Annotated in this window: 23 protein-coding genes; 8 read left to right on the top strand and 15 right to left on the bottom strand. The window is 67.2% G+C overall.

Going from position 1 to position 23,808, the window contains the following annotated elements; translation table 11 throughout:
- The first annotated feature begins 9 nt into the window (after positions 1-9).
- Together GcLGCM259_RS07230 and GcLGCM259_RS07225 are read left to right on the top strand one after the other, a co-directional pair.
- Positions 10-699: a TetR/AcrR family transcriptional regulator gene (locus tag GcLGCM259_RS07230; RefSeq protein WP_246049824.1), complete on the top strand. Its 690-nt coding sequence runs from the start codon at positions 10-12 to the stop codon at positions 697-699.
- The gene (locus tag GcLGCM259_RS07225) at positions 668-2,734 is read left to right on the top strand and encodes an acyl-CoA dehydrogenase family protein (protein WP_484103584.1); all 2,067 of its coding nucleotides are present in this window, start codon (positions 668-670) and stop codon (positions 2,732-2,734) included. The genes GcLGCM259_RS07230 and GcLGCM259_RS07225 overlap by 32 nt, the downstream gene beginning before the upstream one ends.
- Before the next feature lie 129 nt (positions 2,735-2,863).
- On the opposite strand, the gene GcLGCM259_RS07220 is transcribed toward GcLGCM259_RS07225, so the two are convergent.
- On the bottom strand, positions 2,864-3,307 hold the full coding sequence (locus GcLGCM259_RS07220; RefSeq protein ID WP_138173931.1) for a VOC family protein: 444 nt from the start codon (positions 3,305-3,307) through the stop codon (positions 2,864-2,866).
- Positions 3,308-3,466: 159 nt separating this feature from the next.
- On the opposite strand from GcLGCM259_RS07220, the gene pepN reads away from it, so the two are divergent.
- Positions 3,467-6,112 (top strand): aminopeptidase N, encoded by a 2,646-nt coding sequence (gene pepN / locus GcLGCM259_RS07215; RefSeq protein ID WP_138173929.1) that lies wholly within the window; start codon positions 3,467-3,469, stop codon positions 6,110-6,112.
- 79 nt (positions 6,113-6,191) lie between these two features.
- On the opposite strand, the gene GcLGCM259_RS15370 is transcribed toward pepN, so the two are convergent.
- The 8 genes from GcLGCM259_RS15370 to GcLGCM259_RS07175 all read right to left on the bottom strand — a co-directional run bounded on the left by GcLGCM259_RS15370 (position 6,192) and on the right by GcLGCM259_RS07175 (position 11,719).
- On the bottom strand, positions 6,192-6,866 hold the full coding sequence (locus GcLGCM259_RS15370) for an HNH endonuclease (protein WP_217496565.1): 675 nt from the start codon (positions 6,864-6,866) through the stop codon (positions 6,192-6,194).
- A 99-nt stretch (positions 6,867-6,965) separates the two neighbouring features.
- Positions 6,966-7,295: a hypothetical protein gene (locus GcLGCM259_RS07205; RefSeq protein WP_138173925.1), complete on the bottom strand. Its 330-nt coding sequence runs from the start codon at positions 7,293-7,295 to the stop codon at positions 6,966-6,968.
- Positions 7,285-7,611, bottom strand: coding sequence for a hypothetical protein (locus GcLGCM259_RS07200; protein ID WP_138926198.1), 327 nt, complete (start codon positions 7,609-7,611; stop codon positions 7,285-7,287). Before GcLGCM259_RS07200 ends, GcLGCM259_RS07205 begins: the two co-directional genes overlap by 11 nt.
- Positions 7,611-8,720, bottom strand: a complete 1,110-nt coding sequence (gene lplAB, locus GcLGCM259_RS07195; protein ID WP_138173921.1) for a lipoate-protein ligase LplAB — start codon at positions 8,718-8,720, stop codon at positions 7,611-7,613. Before lplAB ends, GcLGCM259_RS07200 begins: the two co-directional genes overlap by 1 nt.
- Positions 8,721-8,890: 170 nt before the next feature.
- Positions 8,891-9,148 carry a type B 50S ribosomal protein L31 gene (locus GcLGCM259_RS07190; protein WP_138173919.1) on the bottom strand — a complete coding sequence of 86 codons (258 nt, stop codon included), beginning with the start codon at positions 9,146-9,148 and terminating at the stop codon, positions 8,891-8,893.
- 131 nt (positions 9,149-9,279) lie between these two features.
- Positions 9,280-10,116: a TrmH family RNA methyltransferase gene (locus tag GcLGCM259_RS07185; RefSeq protein ID WP_246049823.1), complete on the bottom strand. Its 837-nt coding sequence runs from the start codon at positions 10,114-10,116 to the stop codon at positions 9,280-9,282.
- Positions 10,109-10,918, bottom strand: a complete 810-nt coding sequence (locus GcLGCM259_RS07180; protein WP_171021110.1) for a sulfite exporter TauE/SafE family protein — start codon at positions 10,916-10,918, stop codon at positions 10,109-10,111. The genes GcLGCM259_RS07185 and GcLGCM259_RS07180 overlap by 8 nt, the downstream gene beginning before the upstream one ends.
- A gap of 15 nt (positions 10,919-10,933) precedes the next feature.
- Entirely contained in the window at positions 10,934-11,719 is a 786-nt protein-coding gene (locus GcLGCM259_RS07175) for an ABC transporter ATP-binding protein (RefSeq protein ID WP_138926197.1), read from the bottom strand.
- Positions 11,720-11,830: 111 nt separating this feature from the next.
- On the opposite strand from GcLGCM259_RS07175, the gene serB reads away from it, so the two are divergent.
- Positions 11,831-12,805, top strand: coding sequence for a phosphoserine phosphatase SerB (serB, locus tag GcLGCM259_RS07170; RefSeq protein ID WP_138926196.1), 975 nt, complete (start codon positions 11,831-11,833; stop codon positions 12,803-12,805).
- A gap of 214 nt (positions 12,806-13,019) precedes the next feature.
- Positions 13,020-14,735: a VanW family protein gene (locus GcLGCM259_RS07165; protein WP_138926195.1), complete on the top strand. Its 1,716-nt coding sequence runs from the start codon at positions 13,020-13,022 to the stop codon at positions 14,733-14,735.
- A gap of 157 nt (positions 14,736-14,892) precedes the next feature.
- Here GcLGCM259_RS07165 and GcLGCM259_RS07160 read toward each other — a convergent pair whose 3' ends face one another.
- Positions 14,893-15,642 carry an SDR family oxidoreductase gene (locus GcLGCM259_RS07160; RefSeq protein WP_138926194.1) on the bottom strand — a complete coding sequence of 250 codons (750 nt, stop codon included), beginning with the start codon at positions 15,640-15,642 and terminating at the stop codon, positions 14,893-14,895.
- An 87-nt stretch (positions 15,643-15,729) separates the two neighbouring features.
- Positions 15,730-16,452, bottom strand: coding sequence for a 3-oxoacyl-ACP reductase FabG (gene fabG / locus GcLGCM259_RS07155; protein WP_246049822.1), 723 nt, complete (start codon positions 16,450-16,452; stop codon positions 15,730-15,732).
- Positions 16,453-16,669: 217 nt separating this feature from the next.
- On the opposite strand from fabG, the gene GcLGCM259_RS07150 reads away from it, so the two are divergent.
- Genes GcLGCM259_RS07150 through GcLGCM259_RS07140 form a run of 3 tightly spaced genes read left to right on the top strand, consistent with a single transcriptional unit; the run spans position 16,670 to position 18,314 of the window.
- Positions 16,670-17,143, top strand: a complete 474-nt coding sequence (locus GcLGCM259_RS07150; RefSeq protein WP_138926192.1) for a DUF3099 domain-containing protein — start codon at positions 16,670-16,672, stop codon at positions 17,141-17,143.
- Complete coding sequence (locus GcLGCM259_RS07145) at positions 17,144-17,383, top strand: acetone carboxylase (RefSeq protein WP_138926191.1); 240 nt, start codon at positions 17,144-17,146, stop codon at positions 17,381-17,383.
- A 10-nt stretch (positions 17,384-17,393) separates the two neighbouring features.
- Complete coding sequence (locus GcLGCM259_RS07140; RefSeq protein WP_138926190.1) at positions 17,394-18,314, top strand: SURF1 family cytochrome oxidase biogenesis protein; 921 nt, start codon at positions 17,394-17,396, stop codon at positions 18,312-18,314.
- 391 nt (positions 18,315-18,705) lie between these two features.
- Here GcLGCM259_RS07140 and GcLGCM259_RS07135 read toward each other — a convergent pair whose 3' ends face one another.
- From GcLGCM259_RS07135 to GcLGCM259_RS07120, 4 genes are all read right to left on the bottom strand, one after another.
- Positions 18,706-20,307 (bottom strand): ABC-F family ATP-binding cassette domain-containing protein, encoded by a 1,602-nt coding sequence (locus GcLGCM259_RS07135; protein ID WP_138926189.1) that lies wholly within the window; start codon positions 20,305-20,307, stop codon positions 18,706-18,708.
- A gap of 165 nt (positions 20,308-20,472) precedes the next feature.
- A complete protein-coding gene (locus GcLGCM259_RS07130; RefSeq protein WP_138173900.1) occupies positions 20,473-21,564 on the bottom strand; it encodes a GTP pyrophosphokinase in 1,092 nt (363 codons plus the stop codon).
- A 145-nt stretch (positions 21,565-21,709) separates the two neighbouring features.
- Positions 21,710-22,498 (bottom strand): DUF2637 domain-containing protein, encoded by a 789-nt coding sequence (locus tag GcLGCM259_RS07125; protein WP_138926188.1) that lies wholly within the window; start codon positions 22,496-22,498, stop codon positions 21,710-21,712.
- Between the two features lie 183 nt (positions 22,499-22,681).
- A complete protein-coding gene (locus GcLGCM259_RS07120) occupies positions 22,682-23,776 on the bottom strand; it encodes a VanZ family protein (protein ID WP_175419359.1) in 1,095 nt (364 codons plus the stop codon).
- Positions 23,777-23,808 lie beyond the last annotated feature (32 nt).

Raw genomic sequence — 23,808 nt, 5'->3', positions numbered from 1 at the left:
GTAAGTAACGTGAACAACATCTCAGGGAGCACCAGCACCACCCAGGACGGTCGCGCGGCGCGGTGGGAACGCCACCGCACCGAACGCCGCCTGGAACTGCTGGGCATGGCCCGCAAGGCGATCCACCACCTGGGCCCGCAGGCCTCGATGGATGACATCGCCGCGCACGGGAACACCAGCAAGCCGGTGTACTACCGCTACTTCGGTGACAAGGAGGGGCTGCGCCAGGCCTTGAGCGAAGTCATCATCGGCGACTTCCACGCCAAGGTGCTCGCCGCGGGATTGGCGCAGGAGGCCGAACTCGGTGCCCTGCACGCCATGGTCACCGCCTACCTGCAGCTGGCCGAATCCAGCCCGAACCTCTACTTCTTCGTCACCACCCAGTCCACCGACGTGCTCACCGCCCCGAACGAGCAGGCCCCCGGATCCACCGGGGTGCTCAACGCCTTCTTCGAGGAAATCACCCGGATCATGACCGAACGCGTGGCCGACTACTACGCCAAGCACTCCCCGGACCCCGGCCCGAGCGGCAGCCCCGTGGCACTGTGGCCACGCGCGGCGCTGGGCATGGTCCGCTCCGCCGGGGAACTGTGGCTGCGCCAGCCGCGCGACGAACACCGACCCACCCTGGAAGAACTTGCCGATGCCCTGTGCACCTGGCTCACCCATGGAATCGCATCACCCCACACCGGCGCCTAGGCTGCCAGAAAGGTACACCATGAACCCGAACCGCATTGATGTCACCGCCCTTTCCGAGCAGCTGCTGGGACCCTGGGCACAGGTCCGCAAGGACTCGCGGGCCCGCGCCGCACGCCCCGAGCTGCAGCGCGACCCCTCGCTGGGCATGGACGAGCACCGCGAACGCGTGCTCTCCCAGCTGCACGTGCTGACCAATGAACGCGCCGTGCAGCGCGCCTTCCCCGCCGAGTTCGGCGGCAACGACGACCACGGCGGCTCGCTGGCCGCCTTCGAGGAACTGGTCGCGGCCGACCCCTCGCTGCAGATCAAGGCCGGCGTGCAGTGGGGCCTGTTCGGCGGGGCGGTGCTGCACCTGGGCACCGAGGAGCACCACAAGAAGTGGCTGCCGGGCATCCTGGACTTCAGCGTCCCGGGCGCCTTCGCGATGACCGAGATCGGCCACGGATCGGATGTGGCCAACGTGGCCACCACCGCCACCTATGACCCGCAGACCGAGGAATTCGTCATCCACACCCCGTTCAAGGCCGCATGGAAGGAATTCCTGGGCAACGCCGCACTGCACGGCAAGGACGCCACCGTCTTCGCGCAGCTGATCACCAAGGGCGTGAACCACGGGGTGCACTGCTTCTACGTGCCGATCCGCGACGAGCAGGGCAACTTCCTGGAGGGCGTGGGCGGCGAGGACGACGGGTTGAAGGGCGGACTGAACGGCATCGACAACGGCCGCCTGCACTTCACCCACGTGCGCGTCCCGCGCACCAACCTGCTTAACCGCTACGGGGATGTGGCCGCCGACGGCACCTACAGCTCCCCGATCGCCTCCCCGGGCCGGCGCTTCTTCACCATGCTCGGCACCCTGGTCCAGGGCCGTGTCTCGCTGGACGGGGCCTCGACCAGCGCGGCGAAGATCGCCCTGCAGATCGCCATCACCTACGCAAACCAGCGCCGCCAGTTCACCAGCACCTCGGACACCGAGGAAACCACCATCCTGGACTACCAGCGCCACCAGCGCCGCCTGCTGCCGCGCCTGGCCCGCACCTACGCCGCATCCTTCGCGCACGATGAGCTGCTGACCAAGTTCGACGAGGTCTTCTCCGGGCGCGCGGACAGCGACGAGGACCGCCAGGACCTGGAAACCCTGGCCGCCGGGCTGAAGTCGCTGAGCACCTGGGATGCGCTGGACACCATCCAGGAGGCCCGCGAGGCCTGCGGCGGCTCGGGCTACATGGCCAAGAACCGCTTCAACCAGCTCTACAGCGACCTGGATGTCTACGTCACCTTCGAGGGCGACAACAACGTGCTGCTGCAGCTGGTGGGCAAGCGCCTGCTGACCGACTACGCCGCCGAGTTCCGCAAGCTGGACACCGGCGCGGTCGCCCGCTACGTCGCCAAGCAGGTCGGCTCCACCGCCTACCACCGCACCGGGCTGCGTTCGGTGGCCCAGGCCTTCGCCGACGTCAGCGATGAACGCAAGAGCGCGAACTTCTTCAAGGACCCGGCCAACCAGCGCGAGCTGCTGGCCGACCGGGTCAACGCCATGGTCGCCGAGGTGGCCGGGAACCTGCGCAGCGCCGGGAAGGACAAGGCGCGCACCGCGGCCAAGTTCAACGAGAACCAGGACCTGCTGATCCAGGCGGCCCGCGCCCACGCCGAGCTGCTGCGCTGGGAGGCCTTCACCCGGGCGCTGGAGCAGACCAAGGACGAGAACACCCGCGAGGTGCTCACCTGGTTGCGCGACGTGTTCGCCCTGACCGTCATCGAGGATGACCTGGGCTGGTACCTGGCCCACGGCCGCCTTTCGATGCAGCGCGCCCGCACCCTGCCGGAGTACATCAACCGCCTGCTGGCCCGCCTGCGCCCGCACGCCCAGGACCTGGTCGACGCGTTTGGCTACACCCAGGAGCACCTGCGCGCGGAGATCGCCTCCGGCGTGGAGGCCGAACGCCAGGACGAGGCCCGCGACTACTTCCGCAAGCTGCGCGCCAGCAATGACGCGCCGGTCAGTGAGAAGTCGCTGAAGAAGGTCAAGGCCTAACTCGACGGGGCGCACCCGTTCCGCCCCCACACGCCCAGCCCCGGGCCCCGGCAACTGCTTGAATGCTGGCGGCCCGGGGCTGGGCTGTACCCCAAAGCCTGTCCTGTCCGGCTGCCGCAGGGGTGTCGTTCAGTCCAGGCGCTGGGCCAGGGCGACGATGATGCCTTCCGGGCCGCGCACGTAGGCCATGCGCCACACCCCCTCGTATTCGCCGATCCCGCCGACCAGGCCGTAGCCCGCGGAGCGCAGCTGGTCGACCAGGGCCGGCAGGTCATCGACCACGAACGCCAGGCTGCGCAGCCCGACTTCGGTGGCCATCGCCTCCGGCTGCCCGGGTCCGTGGCCGGGGCGGATGAAGCTGGAGAGCTCGATCTGCTGCTCCGTGCCGGGCACGTTCAGCATCACGATGCGGGTGCGGGCATTGTGCAGTCCGCACACCGTATCCAGGAATTCTCCCTCCAGCCCGTCATGGCGTCCGGCCACTTCCAGGCCGAGTCCGAGGAAGAAATCGGTGGCCGTCTCCAGGTCGGCGACGGTGATTCCCACATGGTCGAGCTTGAGAATGCGTGGCATGGCTGGGCTCCTGACTGTCGGTGGTGCAGGCCCATGCTACGCAGGTTCCCGTGCCTTTGCACTGGCTTCACGGCCACCCGATCCGCCGCCGCGGAAAACGGCGGACATTATCCGGGCCCGCACATTATCAAGGAAACGTTTCACAGCTAAGCTGGGATGGTGGACACTCTTGAACGCTATGCACCGAATGAAAACCTGACCCGGGACGAAGCCGCCTGGCGGGCCCAGAACATCATCTGGCACTCCGCCGACGTCGAACTGGATGTCAGCAACGCCACCGATCCCAACCAGGGCAGCTACCGGTCGGTGACCACGCTGCGCTTCACCTCCAAGCACCCGCAGACCTTCATCGACTTCATCCACGACACGGTGGAGGAGATCAACGTCAACGGCACCATGATCGCCGTGGACGATGCCGTTCTGGACGCGCGGATCTACCTTCAGGACCTGGACATCCAGGCCGTGAACACCGTGGTAATCACCGGACGCGCGCTGTACTCGCGCTCCGGTGAGGGCATGCACCGCTTCGTGGATCCGCAGGACGGGCAGACCTACCTGTATACCCAGTTCGAGCCGGCCGACGCCCGCCGCGTCTTCGCCTGCTTTGAGCAGCCTGACTTGAAGACCTCCTACCGCTTCATCGTGCGCGGGCCGGAGGACTGGCACCTGGCCAGCAACCAGCCGGCCGAATCGCAGAACCTGCACGAGGACGGCACCAAGACCGTCACCTTCGCCCCCACTCCCCCGATTTCCAGCTACATCACCACCGTGCTGGCCGGGCCCTACCACGTGGTGCGTGACGAGCACACCGTGATGCTCTCCTCCGGCGAACCGCTGCGGATCGAACTGGCCGCCAGCTGCCGCGCCTCCCTGGCCGAGGACTTCGACGCCGAAGAGATCCTCAAGGTCACCAAGCAGGGCTTGACCTACTTCCACGAACTATTCGACTACCCCTACCCGTGGGGCAAGTACGACTCGGCGTTCGTGCCCGAATACAACCTGGGAGCCATGGAGAACCCTGGCCTGGTCACCTTCACCGAACGCTACGTCTTCACCTCCCACGCCACCGAGGCCCAGCACGAACAGCGCGCGAACACGATCATGCACGAGATGGCGCACATGTGGTTCGGCGACCTGGTCACCATGAAGTGGTGGGACGATCTGTGGCTGAAGGAATCCTTCGCCGACTACATCGGCACCCTGGCCAACGACCAGGCTACCGACTTCGCCACCGCCTGGACCACCTTCGCCGCCCGCCGCAAGGCCTGGGCTTACGTGGCCGACCAGATGCCCACCACGCACCCGATCGTCGCGGACATCACCGATCTGCAGGCGGCGGACCAGAACTTCGACGGCATCACCTACGCCAAGGGCGCCAGCGTGCTCAAGCAGCTGGCCGCATTCGTTGGCGATGAGGCGTTCCGTGACGCGGCCCGCGCCTACTTCGTGAAGCACGAGTACGCCAACACCTCGCTGGATGACTTCCTGGCCGCGCTCGAGCAGGCCAGTGGTCGGAACATGGGCGACTGGGCCGACGCCTGGCTGCGCACCAGCGGCGTGCCGCACCTCGGGGTCGAGCTGGAGCTGGACGCCGAGAACGTGGTCCGTTCGGCCGCGCTTATCCAGCGGGGCACCGACCCGGTCTCCGGGGAGCCGATCCTGCGCCCGCACGTGCTCACCGTGGGCAGCTATGAACTGGAAGAGGGCCGTCTGGTGCGCCAGGACAGCCAGCGCGTGGAACTGAACGGTGAACGGGTGGAGCTGGGGTTCCTGGTCGGTCGCCCGGCCCCGGCGGTGCTGTTGCCCAATGACGGGGATGAAACCTACGCCATCATCGAATTTGATGAGCGCTCCCAGCAGAACCTGCTCCAGCACCTGGGCGGCCTCAACGCCTCGCTGCCGCGCGCCACCTGCTGGGCGTCGCTGTGGGATGCGGTGCGCGGTGCCCGCCTGGCCGCGCAGGACTACGTTGCCGCGCTGCTGCAGCATGCGGCGACCGTCGAGGATGCCGGGGTGTTCGCGGTGCTGATGGACCAGCTGCTCACCTCGGTCAACCGCTACCTGGCCCCGCACCTGCGTGAGGAAGCCCGGCAGAAGGCGGCGAGGGCACTCACCGGCTGGCTGACCCAGCTGGAGGCGGGCAGCGACAACCAGACCACCACGGCCCGCACCCTGGCCCGGTTGGCCCGCGCCGGGGTGGCTGAGGATGTTGTCGACGCGTTCCTGGCCTCCGAGCCGAACCAGTACGGGGTGAAGGTCGATGAGCAGCTGCAGTGGTTGAGCTGGCAGGCGCTGGCTGCGGCCCGGGGCCTGGACGAGTCCGACGGGGTGCGCATGCGCGCCGCACTGGACGCCAACCCGACCTCGGTCGCCCAGAACGCGGTGCGTACCGCACTGGCGGCCCGCCCGGTTTCCGAAGTCAAGGAGCAGGCCTTCGCCGAAGTGCTCCAGGCCCGTGACCAAGACGGCGAGTTGTCCAATGATGCACTCAGCGCCACGGCCGAGGGCTTTACGATCGGTTCGCGTGAACTGCTGGCCGGGTTTGAGGAACGCTACTGGCCGCAGATCTCCGAGGTGTTCGATTCCATGAGCATGGAGTTCTCCACCCGGGTGATCCGAGGGCTGTTCCCCCGCTCCCAGGAGTTGAGCGACGAGCCGGACGATAACCCGGCCCTCAAGGCGGTCACCGAATGGCTGGAGAAGAATACCGAGGCACCACGGGCCCTGCGCCGGATCCTGCTCGAGGAGCGTGCCGAGCTGCAGCGTTCACTGGATGCCCAGAAGCTTTCGCGTGAGAGCAAGTAACGCGAACGGCTAGTGCCAGCCTGTGGCCGTCCCGGGGTGGGGCGGCCACAGGCCGAAGACGCATCACGGACCGATGGGATTAGCCAGGTTCCAGCTCATCCCCGCCATGCCAGGGCAAGGTGGCATCCGGCGGTTCCGGGTCATCGCCCGGCGGGTCGAGGTCGTCGCCCGGTGGGCCGGGTGGTGCCCGGTTCCCGGCGCCCGGTGGCGGGTCCCCGGGGATTTGCGAGGTCAGGTCCGGGTCGCTGGGATCATGCCAATACCCCGGAGTGCCCGGCGGTATCTCATGCAACGCCAACACCTCACGCAGCTTCTCATCCACATACACCGCCTGCCGTGAAGGAGCGCTCATCGTGTAGTTCGCGCGGCCATTCACGGTGGTCAGGCTGCCCGGATCGGAGAAGTGCACCAACCCGTTCGGGGATTCCCAGCGCACCGACCCATCAGGCAGGAACTGGCTCTGCCACCGCAGGGCGTGTTTGAACATCTGATGCCGGGTACACAACAATTTCGTGTTATCCCGAGTGGTCGCCCCGCCCTTGGCCCAGTCCTTGACATGATCGATCTCGCACCGCTCCGCCGGGCGCCGGCACCCAGGGAACTGGCAATGCTCATCACGCAACTGCACCAGCTCCTGCAACGCCGCCGGAGGACGGTACCGGGTACGGCCCACATCGATCGGGGCCCCGTCCCACGGATCGGTAAGCACCCGGGCAAAGGACGGGGCGTGCCGGTTCTGCCCATACCCCATCATCCCAACCCCCACCGACACTATGACCCCGACCACAACCAGATGGGGAAAGTTCGAAAAGATTTTCGAGTCGGTTCGACGCTCAGGTCGGGCTCGTGGCGCTTACTGCCCGCTCCTGGCGGCAGCTTGGTGGAATGTGAGCAGGCTGGCCGGGGTCAGGCCCCAGTCCAGGACCGCTACTTCAACAACGGTCCCGGCCTGGGGTACGTGGGCGAACGAGGCGTGGCCGTGGAAGTAGACATCCAGGCCCCGCAGCTGGTCGAACAGCTCCACCAGCTCATCGGGCTGATCGGTGAAGAACTGCAGCACGTAGTGCCGGACCGCGTCAAGATGGACATCTGGTTCGGGCACCGGCGCCTGCAGCAGCAGTTCGGTGATGTTGTTGTGCCCCTGCACCCGGCAGCCGGTCACCCGGCCCACGTCACTGATCATGGCTTCTCCGGTGCGGGATCATTGTCGGTGGGTAATTGCGGCGTGATCCCCAGCTGCAGGGCCGTGACCTGTGGCGGCGTCGAATCCTGGCGCAGGTAGCCGCCGAAGGCCAGACGCGGCCGAGCAGGGCGCTGGCCGGCAGCTGGCGCAACGCCTCAAAGAGCTCCTGGGTACCCGGAACCACCCGGTAGCCCGATGCACCGGTATCCACCTCAAGGTAGGGTGGCCGCTCCCCCAGTCCGAGACGGCGGACCACCCCGCTGCCGTGCAGCAGCAGGTTGGTTTCGTCCGGACCGGAGGGCTGGGTCGTGGGCATTAGGGCACCCGGGCGGTCCAGGCGTCGGTGGCGAACTTCGCGGCGGCCAGTTCGCGTGCGGCTTGGCGGGTGTCCTCATCCAAGGTGGCCTCGGTGGCCTGGTAGTGGCCGGTGAAGGTCTCCATCATGGTGCGGATGACCTCATCGCGGGCCAGCTGGGTTTGGCTCTTGAGCGGGTCCACGCGCTTGACGGCGCTGGTGATGCCCTTGTCGGAGATCTTCTCCCGGCCGATGCGCAGCACCTCGACCATCTTCTGCGCATCGATGTCGTAGCTCATGGTCACGTGGTGCAGCATGCCGCCGCGGGCCAGGCGCTTCTGCGCGGCGCCGCCGATCTTGCCCTGGTCGGTGGCGATGTCATTCAGCGGCTTGTAGTAGGCCTGGACGCCCAGCTTCTGCAGCGCGTCCATGACCCACTGGTCCAGGTACGGGTAGGAGTCGGCGAAGCTCATCCCGTCGACCAGGGATTCGGGGGCGTAGAGCGAGTAGGTGATGCAGTTGCCGGCCTCCATGAACATCGCCCCGCCGCCGGAGATGCGGCGCACCACCTTCACCCCGTGGTGGGCGGCGGCCTGCGCGTCGACCTCGTTGGACAGGGATTGGAAGGAGCCGATGACCACCGCGGCCTCGTTCCAGTCCCAGAAGCGCAGGGTCGGCGGGCGGGTGCCGGCGGCGACCTGGCGGGCGAGCACCTCATCCAGGGCGACCTGCTCGGTGATCGGGATGGTGGTGGGGGCGATAACCTGCCAGTCGTGGTCCGCCCAGGTGGTGGCGTGGCCCAGGGCGCGGCGCACCACGCGGGCCACGGCCTCGGCGTCGAAGCCGATCATTTCGGTGCCCTCGCGCAGTCCGCTGACCACGGCCTCGCGGATGGTGGAGTGCGTGGCGTCGGTGGGCAGCCCGATCAGCGCCCGGTTCAGGTCCTCCAGCGCCTCGTCGGGTTCCAGGAAGAAGTCCCCGTTGATGTTGGAGGCGGTGATGACCCCGTCGGCGCTGTCCAGGTCGGCGATGACCAGCTTGCCGCCCACGACCTTGTACTCGCCGTGGTGCTGGTACTGGAGCGCTTCGGTGGAATCTGCGTGCTGCGTTTCGTGCCCTTGTTGCGTCATGACTTCATCCTATCCGCTGCGCCGGGCCCTCTTCCGTGGCCGTCGGCGACTGGTTCGGCACATCGGGCCGGATGCGGGAAAGCCGGTGGGGGCGTTAAATGCCGCGGCGGGCAGTCCCGGTAATAAACCGGGGCTGCCCGCCGTGGTTGAAGCGGTGTGGGCGTTGCAGCCTACTTCTTGCCGCCGAAGCCCTTGAAGCGGGCGTTGAAGCGCTCGACGCGGCCAGCGGTGTCCATGATGCGCTGCTTGCCGGTGTAGAACGGGTGCGAAGCGGCCGAGATTTCGACGTCGATGACCGGGTACTCGTTGCCGTCCTCCCAGGTGATGGTCTTGGAGCTGCCAACGGTCGAACGGGTCAGGAACTTCTCGCCCGATGCGAGGTCGTTGAACACAACGTAGTTGTACTTCGGATGGATGTCAGCCTTCATGCTTTTATACCCTTTGGTTATCTGCCCCTGGATTTTGCCAGCGGCAACGTACTCGGAAAAATGGTGTCCACGCACGCGTGCGCACACAGACAGTCCATCCTATCGCACCGGGAGCGTGTTCGGCGAACCGCCTAGCGTGGTCCGCGGCACAATTGCCAGAACGCGACGGCGCTGGCGGCGGCCACATTCAGGGAGGCGACCTGCCGGGCCATCGGGATGATCACGCTCTGGTCCACCGCCTGCAGGGTTTCGGGACGCACCCCGCGGCCCTCGTTGCCCAGGACCATCGCGATCTTCTCCCCCGGCTGCGGCACCAGCTCATCCAGCGGGGTCGCGTCCTCGGTCAACTCCATCGCCAGGATCCGGTAGCCGTGCTCACGCACCCGCTCCAGGTCGGCCGGCCAGGTGCCAAGGCGCACCCAGTCGATGGTCAGCGCCGTGCCCATGGACACGCGCACGCTGCGCCGGTAGAGCGGGTCCACGCAGTTTGGGGTCAGCAGTACAGCATCCACGCCGAGCCCGGCCGCCGAACGCAGCATGGCGCCGAGGTTGGAGTGATCGGCGATGTCCTCCAGGATCGCGATCCGCGAGGACTTTTCCAGCACCGCATCCAGCTCCAGCGGGGCCGGGCGCTGCATGGCGGCCAGGGCGCCGCGGTGCAGGTGGAAGCCGGTCAGCGCCTCCAGTTCGGCGTCCTCGCCCACAAAGATCGGGGCGTCGGGGTAGCGGGCGAACTCGGCCTCCAGCTGGGGCAGGTATTTGCGGGCCAGCAGGAAGCTGCGCGGCACATGCCCCACCGAGATCGCGCGCTGGACTACCATGGTGCTTTCGGCGATGTAGATCCCGTTGGCGATGTCGCTGCGCATCCGCAGGTTCGCCTCGCTCAGCTTCAGGTAGTCATCCAGGCGCGGGTCCCCGTGCAGGTCGCGGATCTCGATCACCCGGTGGGCGTAGTGCGGCTCAGCCACCGTTGACCAGCTTGAGCAGCATGTTGGCCAGGGCGATGAGCCCCAGCACCACGATCACCGCGCGCAGCCATAGCGGGGAGAGCTTGCGTCCGATCTTCGCGCCGATGAACCCGCCGATCAGCGAGCCGACGGCGATCAGCAGCACCACGATCCACTGGATGCGTTCGGGGGCGATGATCAGGTACATGCAGGCGGCGATGATGTTCACCAGCAGGGAGAGGATCACCTTGATGGCGTTGGACTGCTGCAGCGAGGCCTGCAGGAACACGCCGAACACGGCCATCAGCAGCACGCCCTGCGCGGCGGTGAAGTACCCGCCGTACACGCCGATCAGGAACACCAGCACGTACAGGATCGCCGGGATGCGCGCCTGGTCGGCGGCGTCCGGGTCGGTGCCGCCGCGGGCGGCCTGGCGGGTCTTGGCCCAGGCGGCCAGCTTTGGCTGGAAGATCACCAGCACCAGGGCCGCGGCCAGCAGCACCGGGGCGACGACCCCGAACACCGATTCGGGCAGGTTCAGCAGCAGCAGGGAGCCGATCAGCCCGCCGATGATGGACAGCGGCACCAGTTTCAGCAGCGTGCGCTTGACGGTGGCCGCCTCCCGGCGGTACCCCCAGGCCCCGGAGAACCCGCCGGCGACCAGGCCCATCGCGTTGGAGACCACCGCGTTGACCGGGGCGACGCCCAGGGCGACCAGGATCGGGAAGGTCACCAGGGTGCCGGAGCCGACCACCGTGTTGATGGTCCCGGCCCACAGCCCGCCCAGGAAGACAAGGATCTCCTGCCAGAAATCGAGCAACATCAGCCCCCGCGGATCCTAGCGACGGGCGAACGCGCTGTAGCGTCCGCCCTCCACCCGTACGGCCAGCTCCATCCCGTAGGCGGCCGAGAGCTTTTCCTCGGTCATCGTCTCGGCCATGGTGCCGGCGGCGACGATCTTGCCCGAGTTCATCAGCAGCGCGTGGGTGAAGCCCGGCGGGATTTCCTCCAGGTGGTGGGTGACCAGCACCAGGGTGGGGGCCTCCTCGTCGGCGGCCAGCTGGCTCATCCGGTACACCAGGTCCTCGCGCCCGGCCACGTCCAGCCCGGCCGAGGGCTCATCCAGGATCAGCAGCTCCGGGTCGGTCATCAGCGCCCGGGCGATCAGCACCCGCTTGCGCTCCCCCTCGGAGAGCTTGCCGAAGGGCTGGTTCATGAACGTGCTCATCCCCCACTCGTGCAGCAGGGCGAAGGCGCGGCGCTCATCCATCTTCTCGTACCGCTCCCGCCAGCGCCCGGTGTAGCCGTAGGCGGCGGTGAGCACGACGTTCAACGCGGTCTCGTGGGCCGGGATCTGGTTGGCGATCAGGGTGGAACTCAGCCCGATGCGCGGGCGCAGCTCGAACACGTCCACCCGCCCCAGGGTTTCATCCAGGATCTCCACGGTGCCGCGGGTGGGGTGCATGCGCGCCGCGGCGAGGTTCATCAGCGTGGACTTGCCCGCGCCGTTGGGTCCCAATACGACCCAGCGCTGGCCTTCGGAAACTTTCCAGTTGATGCCCGACAGCAGTTCCTTGCGTCCGCGCACCACGCTGACATCGTTGAAAGATAGGACTTGGCTCATGGATAAAACCCTAAACTTTTCCGTGCGTTTTGCCTAAATCATCGGCCCGGTGCCGCGCAATACGTCCCGTCATTTTTGGCACCGGGGCGTTGCGGGGCCGAAAATGGTGCCATGCCTGCAACCTTTGCCCTGATTTCCCGTCCCGCCCTGCCCCGCCAGCGTTTTGAGGCGCTGCTTGCCGCCGCCGGCGCCGCCGGGCTGCTCAGCGCCCCGCCGGAAGAGCTGCCGGTGTTCTCCAACAACCAGCGTTTGATCGTGCGCACCCACGTGGAGCAGGATGCGGCCGGCTTCCGGCAGAAGGTGGAGCGGTTCTTCGCCGGGTACCTGGCCACCGGCGCCCTGCAGGCGCAGGACGCGTGCCTGGCCGTGGCACCGGATCAGCTGGTCCAGGCCGAACGCCTGCTGCTGGTGATGGACGTGGATTCCACCCTGATCCGCCAGGAGGTCATCGAGCTGCTGGCCGCCCACGCCGGGCGGGAGGCGGAGGTCGCCGCGGTCACCGAGGCGGCGATGCGCGGCGAACTGGATTTCGCCGCCTCCCTCATCCAGCGCGTGGCGACCCTGAAGGGCCTGCCCGAAAGCGTGCTGGAGGAGGTCGGGGCGCGCATCGAGTACTCGCGCGGGGCGCGGCACCTGATCGAGCGCTTCCACGCGGCCGGGCACCTGGTCGGGGTGGTCTCCGGAGGATTCCAGCAGATCCTGGATCCGCTGGCCAAGGACTTGAACCTGGACTACGCGCTGGCCAACACGCTGGGCATCGTCGACGGGGTGCTGGACGGCACAGTGCACGGGCAGATCGTGGACCGCTCCACCAAGCAGGCGATGCTGCGCGAATGGGCCGAACGCAACCAGATCCCGCTCACGGCCACCATCGCCGCCGGGGATGGGGCCAACGACCTGGACCTGCTGGGCGCGGCCGGGCTGGGGGTGGCTTTCAACGCCAAGCCGGCGCTGCGCGAGCACGCGGCGGTGAAGCTGGACTTCCCGGACCTGGAGGTCATCGCGGACCTGGTGCTGGGCAGTGCGGTGGAAGAGGGCTCGGTGTTCGACCACCCGGCCCTGGACACCCCGGCCGCCGCCGAGTAGCTCAAGGCCAACCGGGGAAATGTTAAGCGCATCTTCACCCAAATCCAACAACTAGATAACGATTCGCTGGCAACCGGGCCTTAGCGCGTTTTCGTGTTGGTCTAACCGATAGGATTTCTGGTGGCGCGCACCGGCGCCCTCCCCAAAGGCGGGAGGAGGCCCGGGCGGCGGCGCCTAACCCAATGTCGTGCGAAAGAGTCTAAGACCAGTGCAGATGAGCGAACCGGATTCCGGCGATTCAGCCAAGCAGCGCAAATCCAGCGCCAAGCCATGGATCATCAGCGGGTGCGCGGTGGTGGCCGTGGCCGGAGCCTACTTCGGCGGGGCCGCGTGGATCAGCTCGCAGATCCCGGCCAACACCACGGTCTCCGGGATCGCGATCGGCTCCCAGAGCCAGGACGAGGCCCGGGCCACCCTGCAGGAGCAGCTGGCCCCGCGGGCCGAGGAACCCATCGACGTCACCGTGAACGCCAAGGACTACCAGCTGGACCCGGCCGCGGCCGGGCTCGGGCTGGACGTGGACGCCACCGTTGCGCAGCTGACCGGATACGAGCTGAACCCAGGCAAGCTCTGGCAGCGGCTGACCGGCTCCTACCAGGCCGAACCGGTGACCACCGTCGATGAGGCGAAGCTGACCGGTGAGCTGGAGCAGCTGGCCAAGAAGGCGGATGCCGAGGTTGCCGAGGGCACCATCGAGTTCGAGGGCGCCAAGGCGAAGGTCGTCTCCCCGGTCAGCGGCGTGCAGCTGGACGTGGAGGATTCGGCGCACACCGTGCAGGATGAGTGGAAGCTGGACGGGGAAAAGATCCCGCTTTCGGCCGAGGTCACCGAACCGGCCGTCTCGGGTGAGCAGCTGCAGGCCTTCCACGATGAGACCGTGGCCAAGCTGCTCTCCGCCCCGGTGACGCTGAGCAACGGGGAGAAGCAGGTCGAGCTCTCCCCGGCCTCGATCGCCTCCGCCGCGAAGTACTCGGTCAACGACGAGCAGCAGCCGCAGCTGGTGCTTGATGACCAGGCGCTGTACAAGGCCGCGACGAAGAACTCGGAGCTGAGCAGCACGGCGAAGGACGCGAAGGTTGTCTTCTCCGGCGGCAAGCCGAAGATCATCGAATCCACGCCGGGCATGGCCCTGGAAACCAAGGACCTGGGCGCCAAGGTGCTCGCCGCCGGGACCGGGGATTCGCGCACCGCCGAGGTGCGGATGGAAACCAAGGAGGCGGACTTCACCACGGAGGATGCCAAGAAGCTGGGCATCAAGGAGGAGATCGTTGAATTCTCCACCCCGTACCCGGCCAGCGACACGGTGCGCACCAAGAACCTGAAGGCCGGCGCGAAGCGGCTGACCGGCGTGGTGGTCAAGCCCGGTGAGACCTTCTCGCTGCTGGAGGCGCTGGGCCCGATCACCGTGGCCAACGGCTACTACAGTTCCGGCGTGGTGGAAAATGGCTTCTCCACCGAGGCGGTGGGCGGCGGGCTGTCGCAGATCTCCACCCAGATGTACAACGTCGGCTTCCTGGCCGGCTACGACGACATCACCCACAAGCCGCACTCGCGCTGGTTTGAACGCTACCCGGCCGGCCGCGAGGCCACCCTGTGGGAGGGCCAGGTGGACATGAAGTGGAAGAACAACACCCCCTACGGCGTGATGATCGAGGCCTGGGTTTCCCCGGACGCGGTGCACACCCGGCTGTGGAGCACCAAGTACTGGAAGGTGAGCGAGTCCAGCTCGGGCAAGCACAGCTTCACCAACCCGGAGACCAAGTACAACGATGCGGAAAAGTGCGTCTCCGAAAGCGGGGGCAAGAAGGGCTTCAGCATCTCGATCACCCGCAACCGCACCAGCATTGACGGCTCGAAGACCCTGCCGCCGGATGTGACCAGCTGGACCTACGCGCCCTGGCACAAGGTCGTGTGCGGCAAGAAGCCGTAAACCCTTCGCCGGCGCACCGCGGGCCTGGAAGGAAGCCTTCACGCTTCCTTCCGGGCCCGCGGCCGTTAATCTCCGGACCCGGATTCGACCTGCCGGTTAAAGTGTTCACCCCGGCCCCGCCAGGTGGCGGGACCGGGGTGAACGCGTTGAACGGCGCCTACTGGCCCGAGGCCTTCAAGAAGTCCCCGGCGCCGCCGACCAGTTCGGTGTGCCCGGTTTCCACGCCGGCGAAGACCATCTTGGCCACCTCCGCGCCGAACTCCTCCACGGAGTACAGCTTGCCGGCCGCCTCGCGGCGCGCGTCGATGGCGCCGGGCTCCATGCGGTTGAGCAGGGTGGCGGTGATGGTGCCCTCGATCATGTCCCCGGAGACCACCACCAGGCTGATGCCCTTCTCGCTCAGCTGCGGGATCATCTCGCGCAGCGCATCCTCACCGGCGCGCTTGGACTTGGCCACCGCGTCGTAGGCGTCCATGGTGGAGACCTCGTGGATGAAGTGCGCCTGGTGGCTGGTGACGAACACGACGCGGGCGCCGGCGGACATCTTGGGCAGGGCGGCGGTGAGCATGGCCACCTGCGCGTCGCGGTTCAGGCGCAGCGCGTAGTTCTCCCCCATGTTCGTTTCCATGCCGCCCGAGGCGTTGAGCACCAGCACGTCCAGCGAGCCGAAGTTTTCCACCGCGGCGTCCACCAGCGCGGCCGGACCCTCCACGGTGGTCAGGTCCGCGCCCACGGCGACCGCGCGGCCGCCCTTCTCCTGGATGCCGGCCACGATCTTGTTCGCCCGCGGGGCCTTGGAACGGTAGTTGACCACCACGCCGATCCCCTTCTCGGCCAGGATCTGTGCGGTGACCGATCCGATGCCGCGCGAGGAACCGGTGACGATTGCGCCCTTGTAGTCGCTCAAAGTCTTTACTCCTTGATGTTGCTGAATCTGTGGGTGGCGGCCGCCGCCGGCAGGGGCGCCGGCCGCCAAGTTCTTCTGGGGTGGTGGCTAGTGGCCCATGCCCAGGCCGCCGTCGACCGGGATGACCGCCCCGGAAATGTAGGCGGCCTCATCGCTGGCGACCCAGCGCACCACCTTGGCCACCTCCTCGGCCTCGGCGAAGCGTCCGGCCGGGATGGAGGAGAGGTAGTCCTTCTGGGTGGCCTCGGGCAGCGCGGCGGTCATGTCGGTGTTGATGAACCCGGGGGCGACCACGTTCGCGGTGATGTTGCGCGATCCCAGTTCGCGGGTCAGCGAGCGGGCGATGCCCACCAGCCCGGCCTTGGAGGCGGCGTAGTTGATCTGGCCCGGGGAGCCGTAGAGGCCCACCACGGAGGAGATCAGCACGATGCGGCCGTACTTCTTGCGCAGCATGCCCTTGGAGGCGCGCTTGATGACCCGGAAGGCACCGGTGAGGTTGGTGTCGATGACCGAGGTGAATTCCTCCTCGCCCATGCGCAGCAGCAGGGTGTCCTTGGTGACCCCGGCGTTGGCGATCAGCACTTCGACCGGGCCGTGGGCGGCCTCCACCTCGGTGAACGCGGCGTCGATGGACGCGGCGTCGGTCACGTCGGCCTTCACGCCCAGCAGGCCCTCGGGCACCTGGCCGCTGCGGTAGGTGATGGCCACCTTGTCGCCGTTGGCCTCAAAGGCGCGGGCGATCTGCAGGCCGATGCCGCGGTTTCCACCGGTGACCAGGACGCTGCGCCCGGTCGGGGTCTCAGTGCTCAATCTTCTCTCCAATTCCTTGGCTCGACGGCGCACGGCACTCCACCGGGCTGCGGTGGGGGTTGGCGGCGCGCACGTGGCGACGAAAATTCTCTCACCTGTCATCCTATTGCCTACCAGTGGGTATTCTTAGTTCGACGCAGGGTAGAAATTACGCTTAAGCCCCGTTTCGGTGAGACAATGGCTACGGAATATTCTGCAGGAAGCTAAACCTGAGGTCATGACGCACACCCACCCGCATCGCCCCAACAATGCGGTGCCTGTTCACCGGATTACCGAGGCCCACGAGTCGCACACCGTGGACCATAATTCGCGCGTGCGCAAGTACACGATCTCCATGACCATCCGCGTGCTGTGCTTCATTGCCGCGTTCTTCACCCACGGTCCGCTGCAGTGGATCCTGCTGGTGGGGGCGGTGGTGCTTCCCTATATTGCGGTGGTGATCGCCAACCGGGGCGCGGACGTGACCAAGCGCGAGCCGCCGGCCGAGTTCTTCACCGACCGGGACCCCAGCCAGCTTCCCGCCGGGGTTTGGCAGCAGCCGAATGAGGAACAGGTGCAGCCCGAGCCGCCGGAGCCCAACGCCGCGGGGGAAACCATCGACGGCACCTGGGCGGACGCGGCCGATGACTCCGAGGAGCCGGATGAGGGCGCCGCGGGAAAACCAGAAAACGAGCAACGGGAAGGGAACTAGATGGATCTGCTGTCCTCGCTTGGCGGTGGACCTGAAGGACCACGGGAACTGATCTGTAGCCGCAAGGGCTGCCGGCAGCCGGCCGAATTCAAGATCCTGTGGAACAACCCCAAGATCCACACCCCCGAACGCCGCAAGGTCTGGCTGGCCTGCCTTCAGCACCGCGACTGGCTGGAGGACTACCTGCGCCAGCGGCTCTTGTACAAGGAAACCCAGCCGGTGGATCCGGCGAAGGAGTAGATCGCACCCCATGTATCGTTTTTTGGCCAGTACCCGCTGGATCGGCTGGTTGCTGCTGGTGTGCGTGTTCGCGACCGCCTGCGTGTTCCTGGGGCGCTGGCAGATGGACCGCCGCGCCGAGGTGCTCACCGAGATCTCCCACGTGAACGAGAACTACTTCGCCCCGGCCAGCGGCTCCAAGGAGGCCATGGCGCTGTTCGATCAGCTGCCCGAGGACAAGAAGTGGACCACCGTGGCCCTGCAGGGCCAGTACCTGAGCGATGACACCCGGATTGTGCGCAACCGCATCAAGTCCGGACGCCCGGGCTACGAGGTGCTGGTCCCCTTCCGCACCACGCAGGGCAAGACCGTGATCGTGGACCGCGGGTTCCTTCCCATTGGCGATGAGCGCGGCGGGTGGCCCGATGAGGTGCCCGCTCCCCCGACCGGCACCGTCTCGGTCCAGGTGCGCCTGAAGCCCGGCGAGCCGACCCTGGACCGCACGGCCCCCGAGGGCCAGCTGGCCACCGTGAACCTGCCGAACTACGCCCAGCAGGTGGGCTACCCGATTTCCGAGGGCGCCTACGGGATCATGTACACCGAGGACCCGGCCCCGGCCACCGCGCCCCTGCAGCTGGATCCGCCGGACACCGATGAGGGCCCGCACCTGTCCTACTCCTACCAGTGGTTCGCCTTCGGCGTGCTGGCGTTCGTCGGCTTCTGGTACGCCGCCCGCCAGCAGAAGAAGCTGAACCGGGAGGACGCCGAGGAACTGGCCGAGGCCCGCGCCGCCGGCTTTGAGGAGCCGATCCACAAGGTGCGCAAGATCCGCGCCAAGCAGACCAAGAAGTACCGCCGTGACGGTTCGCTGACCGATGAGGCGGTGGAGGACGCGATGCTGGACCAGGGCCAGGATCCGGCCCACAACCAGGACGCGGGGCAGCGCGGCTAGATCCGCCCCTGCCCACCGACCGCCGCCGGTCCGTTCGTGAACATCACGAACGGACCGGCGGCGTTCGTGGGGGCTCGCCCAACCCCAGGCGCGATGCAAGATACCGGTTGCTATGGACTTTTCCCGGATCTCTCGTATGCTGAAGGTGTCGGGATCGTCCAGATCTCACAGGTGGCTCTCAAGGCCTACGGCGCTCCGTTTATCTGATGTGAGGAGCCCCGGATATCTGCGGCCGGTAACCCACGATAAACTGAGCAGCGCCGGTCCCGACACCAAACTTTCCCCCGCCGCAGACCCGGCGGGCAGGCGGAAAACCGCCCGACCCACACCGGTGGATCGGGCGGTTTTCGCATACCCGGATGGCCCGGGAAAAACCTGACTGTGCTGGAGCCTAGGTCAGCGAGACCAGTTCCAGGTAGTCCTCGCTGTACAGGTCCTCATCCCCATCGGGCAGGATGACCACGCGCTCGGGGTTCAGCGCCGCCACCGCCCCCTCATCGTGGGAGACCATGACCACCGCGCCGGAGAAGTTCGACAGCGCGCCGAGCACCTCGGCGCGCGAGGCCGGGTCCAGGTTGTTCGTCGGCTCATCGAGCAGCAGCACGTTCGCGCTGGAGGCCACAATGGTGGCCAGCGCCAGGCGGGTCTTCTCACCACCGGAGAGCACCCCGGCCGGCTTGTGCACGTCATCGCCCACGAACAGGAAGGAACCGAGGATTGAACGCACGTCCGCGTCCCCCAGTTCGCTCGGCGCGGTGCGGCGCATGTTCTCCAGCACCGTCTTCGCCGGGTCCAGGGTGTCGTGTTCCTGGGCGAAGTAGCCGATCTTCAGGCCGTGGCCGGGCTGGATTTCGCCGGTGTCCGGTTCGGAGACCCCGGCCAGCATGCGCAGCAGGGTGGTCTTGCCGGCACCGTTCAGCCCCAGGATCACGACCTTGGAGCCGCGGTCGATGGCCAGGGAGACGTCGGTGAAGATTTCCAGCGAGCCGTAGGACTTGGACAGGCCCTCGGCCATCAGCGGGGTCTTGCCGCACGGGGCCGGGTCCGGGAAGCGCAGGGCGGCGACCTTGTCGGCGGCGCGCTCCTCCTCCAGCCCGGAAAGCATGCGGTCCACGCGCTTGAGCATGGACTGGGCGGCGGAGGCGCCCGAGGCGCGGGCCTTCATCTTGTTGGCCTGGGCCAGCAGCGCGCTGGCCTTCTTCTCCACGTTGGCCCGTTCCCGGCGCCGGGTGTGCTCATCGGTTTCGCGCTGCACCAGGTAGCGCTTCCAGCCCATGTTGTACACGTCCACGGTGCCGCGGTTCGCATCCAGGTAGAGCACCTTGTTCACGGTGGCTTCCAGCAGCCCGGTGTCGTGGGAGATCATCAGCACGCCGCCGGAGTAGTTCTTCAAAAAGTCGCGCAGCCAGCTGATCGAGTCGGCGTCCAGGTGGTTGGTCGGCTCGTCCAGCAGCAGGGTTTCGGCATCCGAGTACAGGATGCGGGCCAGCTCGACACGGCGGCGCTGGCCGCCGGAGAGGGTGCGCAGCGGCTGGTCCAGGATGCGGTCGGGCAGATCCAGGTTCGAACAGATCGCCGCGGCCTCGGACTCGGCCGCGTACCCGCCCCCGGCAATGAACTCGGCGTCCAGCCGGTCGTAGCGGCGCATCGCCTTCGCGGCGATGTTCGGGTCCTCGCTGGCCATTTCGGCGCGGGTGCGGGCCAGCTTGTTGATGATCTTGTCCAGGCCGCGGGCCGAGAGGATGCGGTCGCGGGCCAGCTGCTCCATGTCCGGGGTGCGCGGGTCCTGGGGCAGGTAGCCGATGGAGCCGCGGGAGCTCACTTCCCCGGCGGTGGGCTGGGATTCACCGGCCAGCACCTTGGTCATGGTGGTCTTCCCGGCGCCGTTGCGGCCTACCAGACCGATCTTGTCGCCCTTGTCGATGCGGAAGTTCACCTCGTCCATCAGCAGCCTGGCGCCGACGCGCAGCTCAAGGTTGGCCACGGAAATCATCTGGTGAACCCCTTTCGAAGGTTGCCTGGTTCTGTTGCCCGGCGAGCAGATTTCGGGCAACTTATCCAGTCTACCGGGGTTCGGCCCCACCAGTGGTGCCAAAGTGCATAAGCTAACACCCGCCCCGAAGGTTTCGGGACGGGTGCTTCCAGGGTGGTGTTCGGCCTAGCTGCGCTGGTTGCGGTAGTCGTTCATCTGCACCAGGCGCCGACGCAGCGAGGATTCGCGGCGCTCGTCGTTGCCGCTGGTCTTGTCGATGTGCGCCGCACCGAAGCGCCACAGCAGCATGTCATCCAGCAACCGGTCCGGGCCCGGCGAGTAGCGGTGGTCCAGGGCCGAACGCACCTCGGTGACCACGTTCGGGTCCAGCAGCTCGGCCAGCTGCCAGGTCCGGGTGATGCCGTGCGCCCCGAGCAGCTCGGCCGCCCAGGACCAGTCGTCATCGCGCTTGCGGTCCACGTGCGGCAGCAGGGTCTGCCAGATCTGCCCGATCCGGTCGCTGTTCAGCTCCTGGCCGCCCAGCCCGTCCCGGTCCTGGTAGGCGTTGAGCGTGTTGTACAGCTCGTCGATGTCGGTGAAGTAGTTCTCCACGGTTTCCAGCATGGCGGCGGTGGCGGTGAACTGGCGGTCCAGCTGCGGGCTCCACACCCCCTGGCCGGAGTTCTTGAAGCGGATGTCGTGTTCCACCTCGCTCCAGGCGTGCTGCAGGATGGTGCGGATCTGCACCTCGAAGGTGAAGTTGCCGCTGGGGACCACCGGCTTGCCCAGCTGCTCCTGGAAGCGGCGGACGCTGGGTTCGTTGCGGGTCTTGAGCAGCAGGTGGCGGGAGGAGTATCCGTAGGTGCCGGACTCCACCGAGCCGATGTCCTTCTCCCGGTCGCTGCGGCAGTCAAAGGCGGCGCGCTGGGCCTTGATCATGTTCGCGACCTGCTGGATCTCGTGGGGCAGCTTCACGATGATGCGGATGCCGACCATGTCGTGGATTTCGCGCAGCGGGTTGGGGAACTCCAGCACCGGGTCGCTCTCGGCGTCCTCCTGCAGCTGGCGGGAGGCCTTGGCACGGAAGGAGGGCACCGATTTCACCCGCCCGGTGATGAACAGCGGCTGGGCCTCCTCGGAGGCCTCGAACAGGTTGCGGATGCGTCCGAGCATGGTGTCCAGCACCTGCTGCAGTGCCGGGCGCACCTTGGCGTAGCGCCGCACCGACTCGTCGATCTGTTCAGCGAAATCGTTGGCGGCTGGCTCCTGTTCGCTCATTGGCTGCTCCCCTGTCGTTCCGTCACTGCACACCACGGCGCCGTAGTGCGCGCGGTGGTGCTGGTGCGAGTCTACTTGGCCAGGTGGACACTTCAGCGAATCCGATGACGCCAGATGCCGGGCGGATGACACCGGCACCGGTGCGCTAGGAACGGTTCAGGCGCTGGGCCAGGTCGTCGTACAGCGGGGCCTTTTCATCCACGGCGGTCGCGGTGGCCACCGAACCCGGGGCGGGCTTGCCGTTGGCCGAGGCCTGGGCGGTCTTGGCCTGCGCGGCGGCGGCCTTGGCCTGGTTGCGCTTGGCTTCGGCGATCGCCTCGGCCCGGGCGCGGGCCAGCGCGTCCTGGTGCTCCTGCTCCAGCTCGCCCAGGCGCTCGGCCTCGGCGTTCTGCGCATCGCTCATCGCCGCCTGGTAGCCATCATCGTAGGCCACCCCGTACTTCTCGGCGTTCTCGGCCTCCACGTCACGCTCGTAGGCCTCGCGCAGCTTCGCCGCCTCGGACTTCTTCTGGTACATGTGCACGGTCAGGTGGGTGATGGCCAGCAGCACCACCGGCGGCATCGCGGCGACCAGCGCCGAGACCAGCGGCGGCACGCCGTTGGAGATCGAGTCCACGGTCAGGATCGCGTGGGTGGAGTTCGCCGCGGTGGAGACGATAGCGCCAAAGAACAGCAGCGCCCACGGGTAGATCATGGCCTTGCGCGGGAAGCCGTTCAGCGCAACGATCGCCACGGTGGCGGCCACGATCATGCCGTCGATGATGATCGGCCAGATCCAGGACAGCTTCGGGTCGATGCCCGAACGGGTGGCCAGGTCGGTCAGGGCGGCAAAGGAGAGCACGAACGCGCCCACCGCGATGAGCACCGTGGCGCCCACAGCGGTGCGCAAGACGGCACGATGCGGCTCGTTGGGGATTTCGGGCTGGTTATCCATGGGATCCATGCGGGATGGCAGGCCTAACTGTGCTCGGCAGCTCGAGGGGGAACACCGCGTGGCGGCGTGAGTGAGCTGCGTTGGGGATGAGATGGGGAAAAATGGTGGCGCCAGGGTTTGCGAGTTGGCGGCGCCACCAGCCATTTTAGCGCTCCGGAGCCCGGCGGCGCAGCAGTAGGCGGATCAGGCGCGGCGGTCGGTGAAGCGGGTGCCCGAGGCCCGGGCGGAGACGCCGCGGGCCGAACGGTCAAAGGCCAGCCAGATGACCGAGAACCAGATGTAGGGCACCAGCGGCAGGGCGAGCAGCTGGAACAGGTTCCCCTCGGGCACAATGGCCATGATCGACTGGAACAGGTAGATCCCGCCCAGGCCCAGCAGCACCCGGGCCAGCGCCCGCCCGGTGCCGGCCGGCCCACCGGTCAGGGCACGCACTTCGAACCAGGCGCAGCGTTGTCCCAGGGTGGCCCGCCCCGGGGCCAGGGACGGGATGATCACCACCAGCAGCACCGCGGCGATGGAGAGCAGGTCCTGCAGGTAGTCGATGCGGGCGGTGTGCACCCCCAGGCGTTCGGCGACCTCCAGCACCAGGGACACGGCCATCACCAGGGCTGACATGAGCGCGAGGTCGAACAGGTTCGCCAGCGCCCGGCGGGAGCGGGTGACGGCCCGGGCCGGGGCGTACTGCCCGTCGCGTTCGCTCGGCCCGGAGAGGAAGGCAAAGACCGGCAGGTAGGCCAGCAGCGTGCCAAGGAACGCCCCAAAGGTGTTCACGATCAGGTCATCGACATCCGCCACCCGGTAGGCGCAGGTGTAGATCCCCCAGATGCCGGTGTACTGGGTGGCCTCGATGGCCAGGGAGAGGGTAAAGCCGATCAGCGTGCCGGTGAACACGTTCTGCCGCGCCCAGCGGATCGCCAGGATCCCCACCGGGATGAACAGCAGGACATTGAACAGCACCTGCCACAGTTCAAAACTGGTCAGGAACGCGCGGCGCCCGCCCTCCCAGGCCAGGTTGAAGTCCTGGAAGAAGTGGAACGGCTCGAGCTGGGTTTGGGCGACCCCGGGCCGGCAGAACGCGTCGCGGGTCTCGGGCATCGGCAGCATGGTGTAGCTCAGCAGCCCGAAGACGTAGAGCACCACCACCGAGCTGGTGATGGTTCTGCGCCAGGACAGGCGTCCGTGCTTGTGGTACTGCAGCGCCAACAGGAAGATGCCTGCGGTCGCCACGAACAGCCCCGCTATCAGCAGTGCCATCGCCCCGGGCCACAACAGGTCCATAATCCTTTGCATACCCAAGGGTAAAACGATTT

The organism is Glutamicibacter creatinolyticus (genome assembly GCF_006094275.1).
Lineage (GTDB): Bacteria > Actinomycetota > Actinomycetes > Actinomycetales > Micrococcaceae > Glutamicibacter > Glutamicibacter creatinolyticus.
This window is presented reverse-complemented; position numbering and strand designations above follow the sequence as displayed.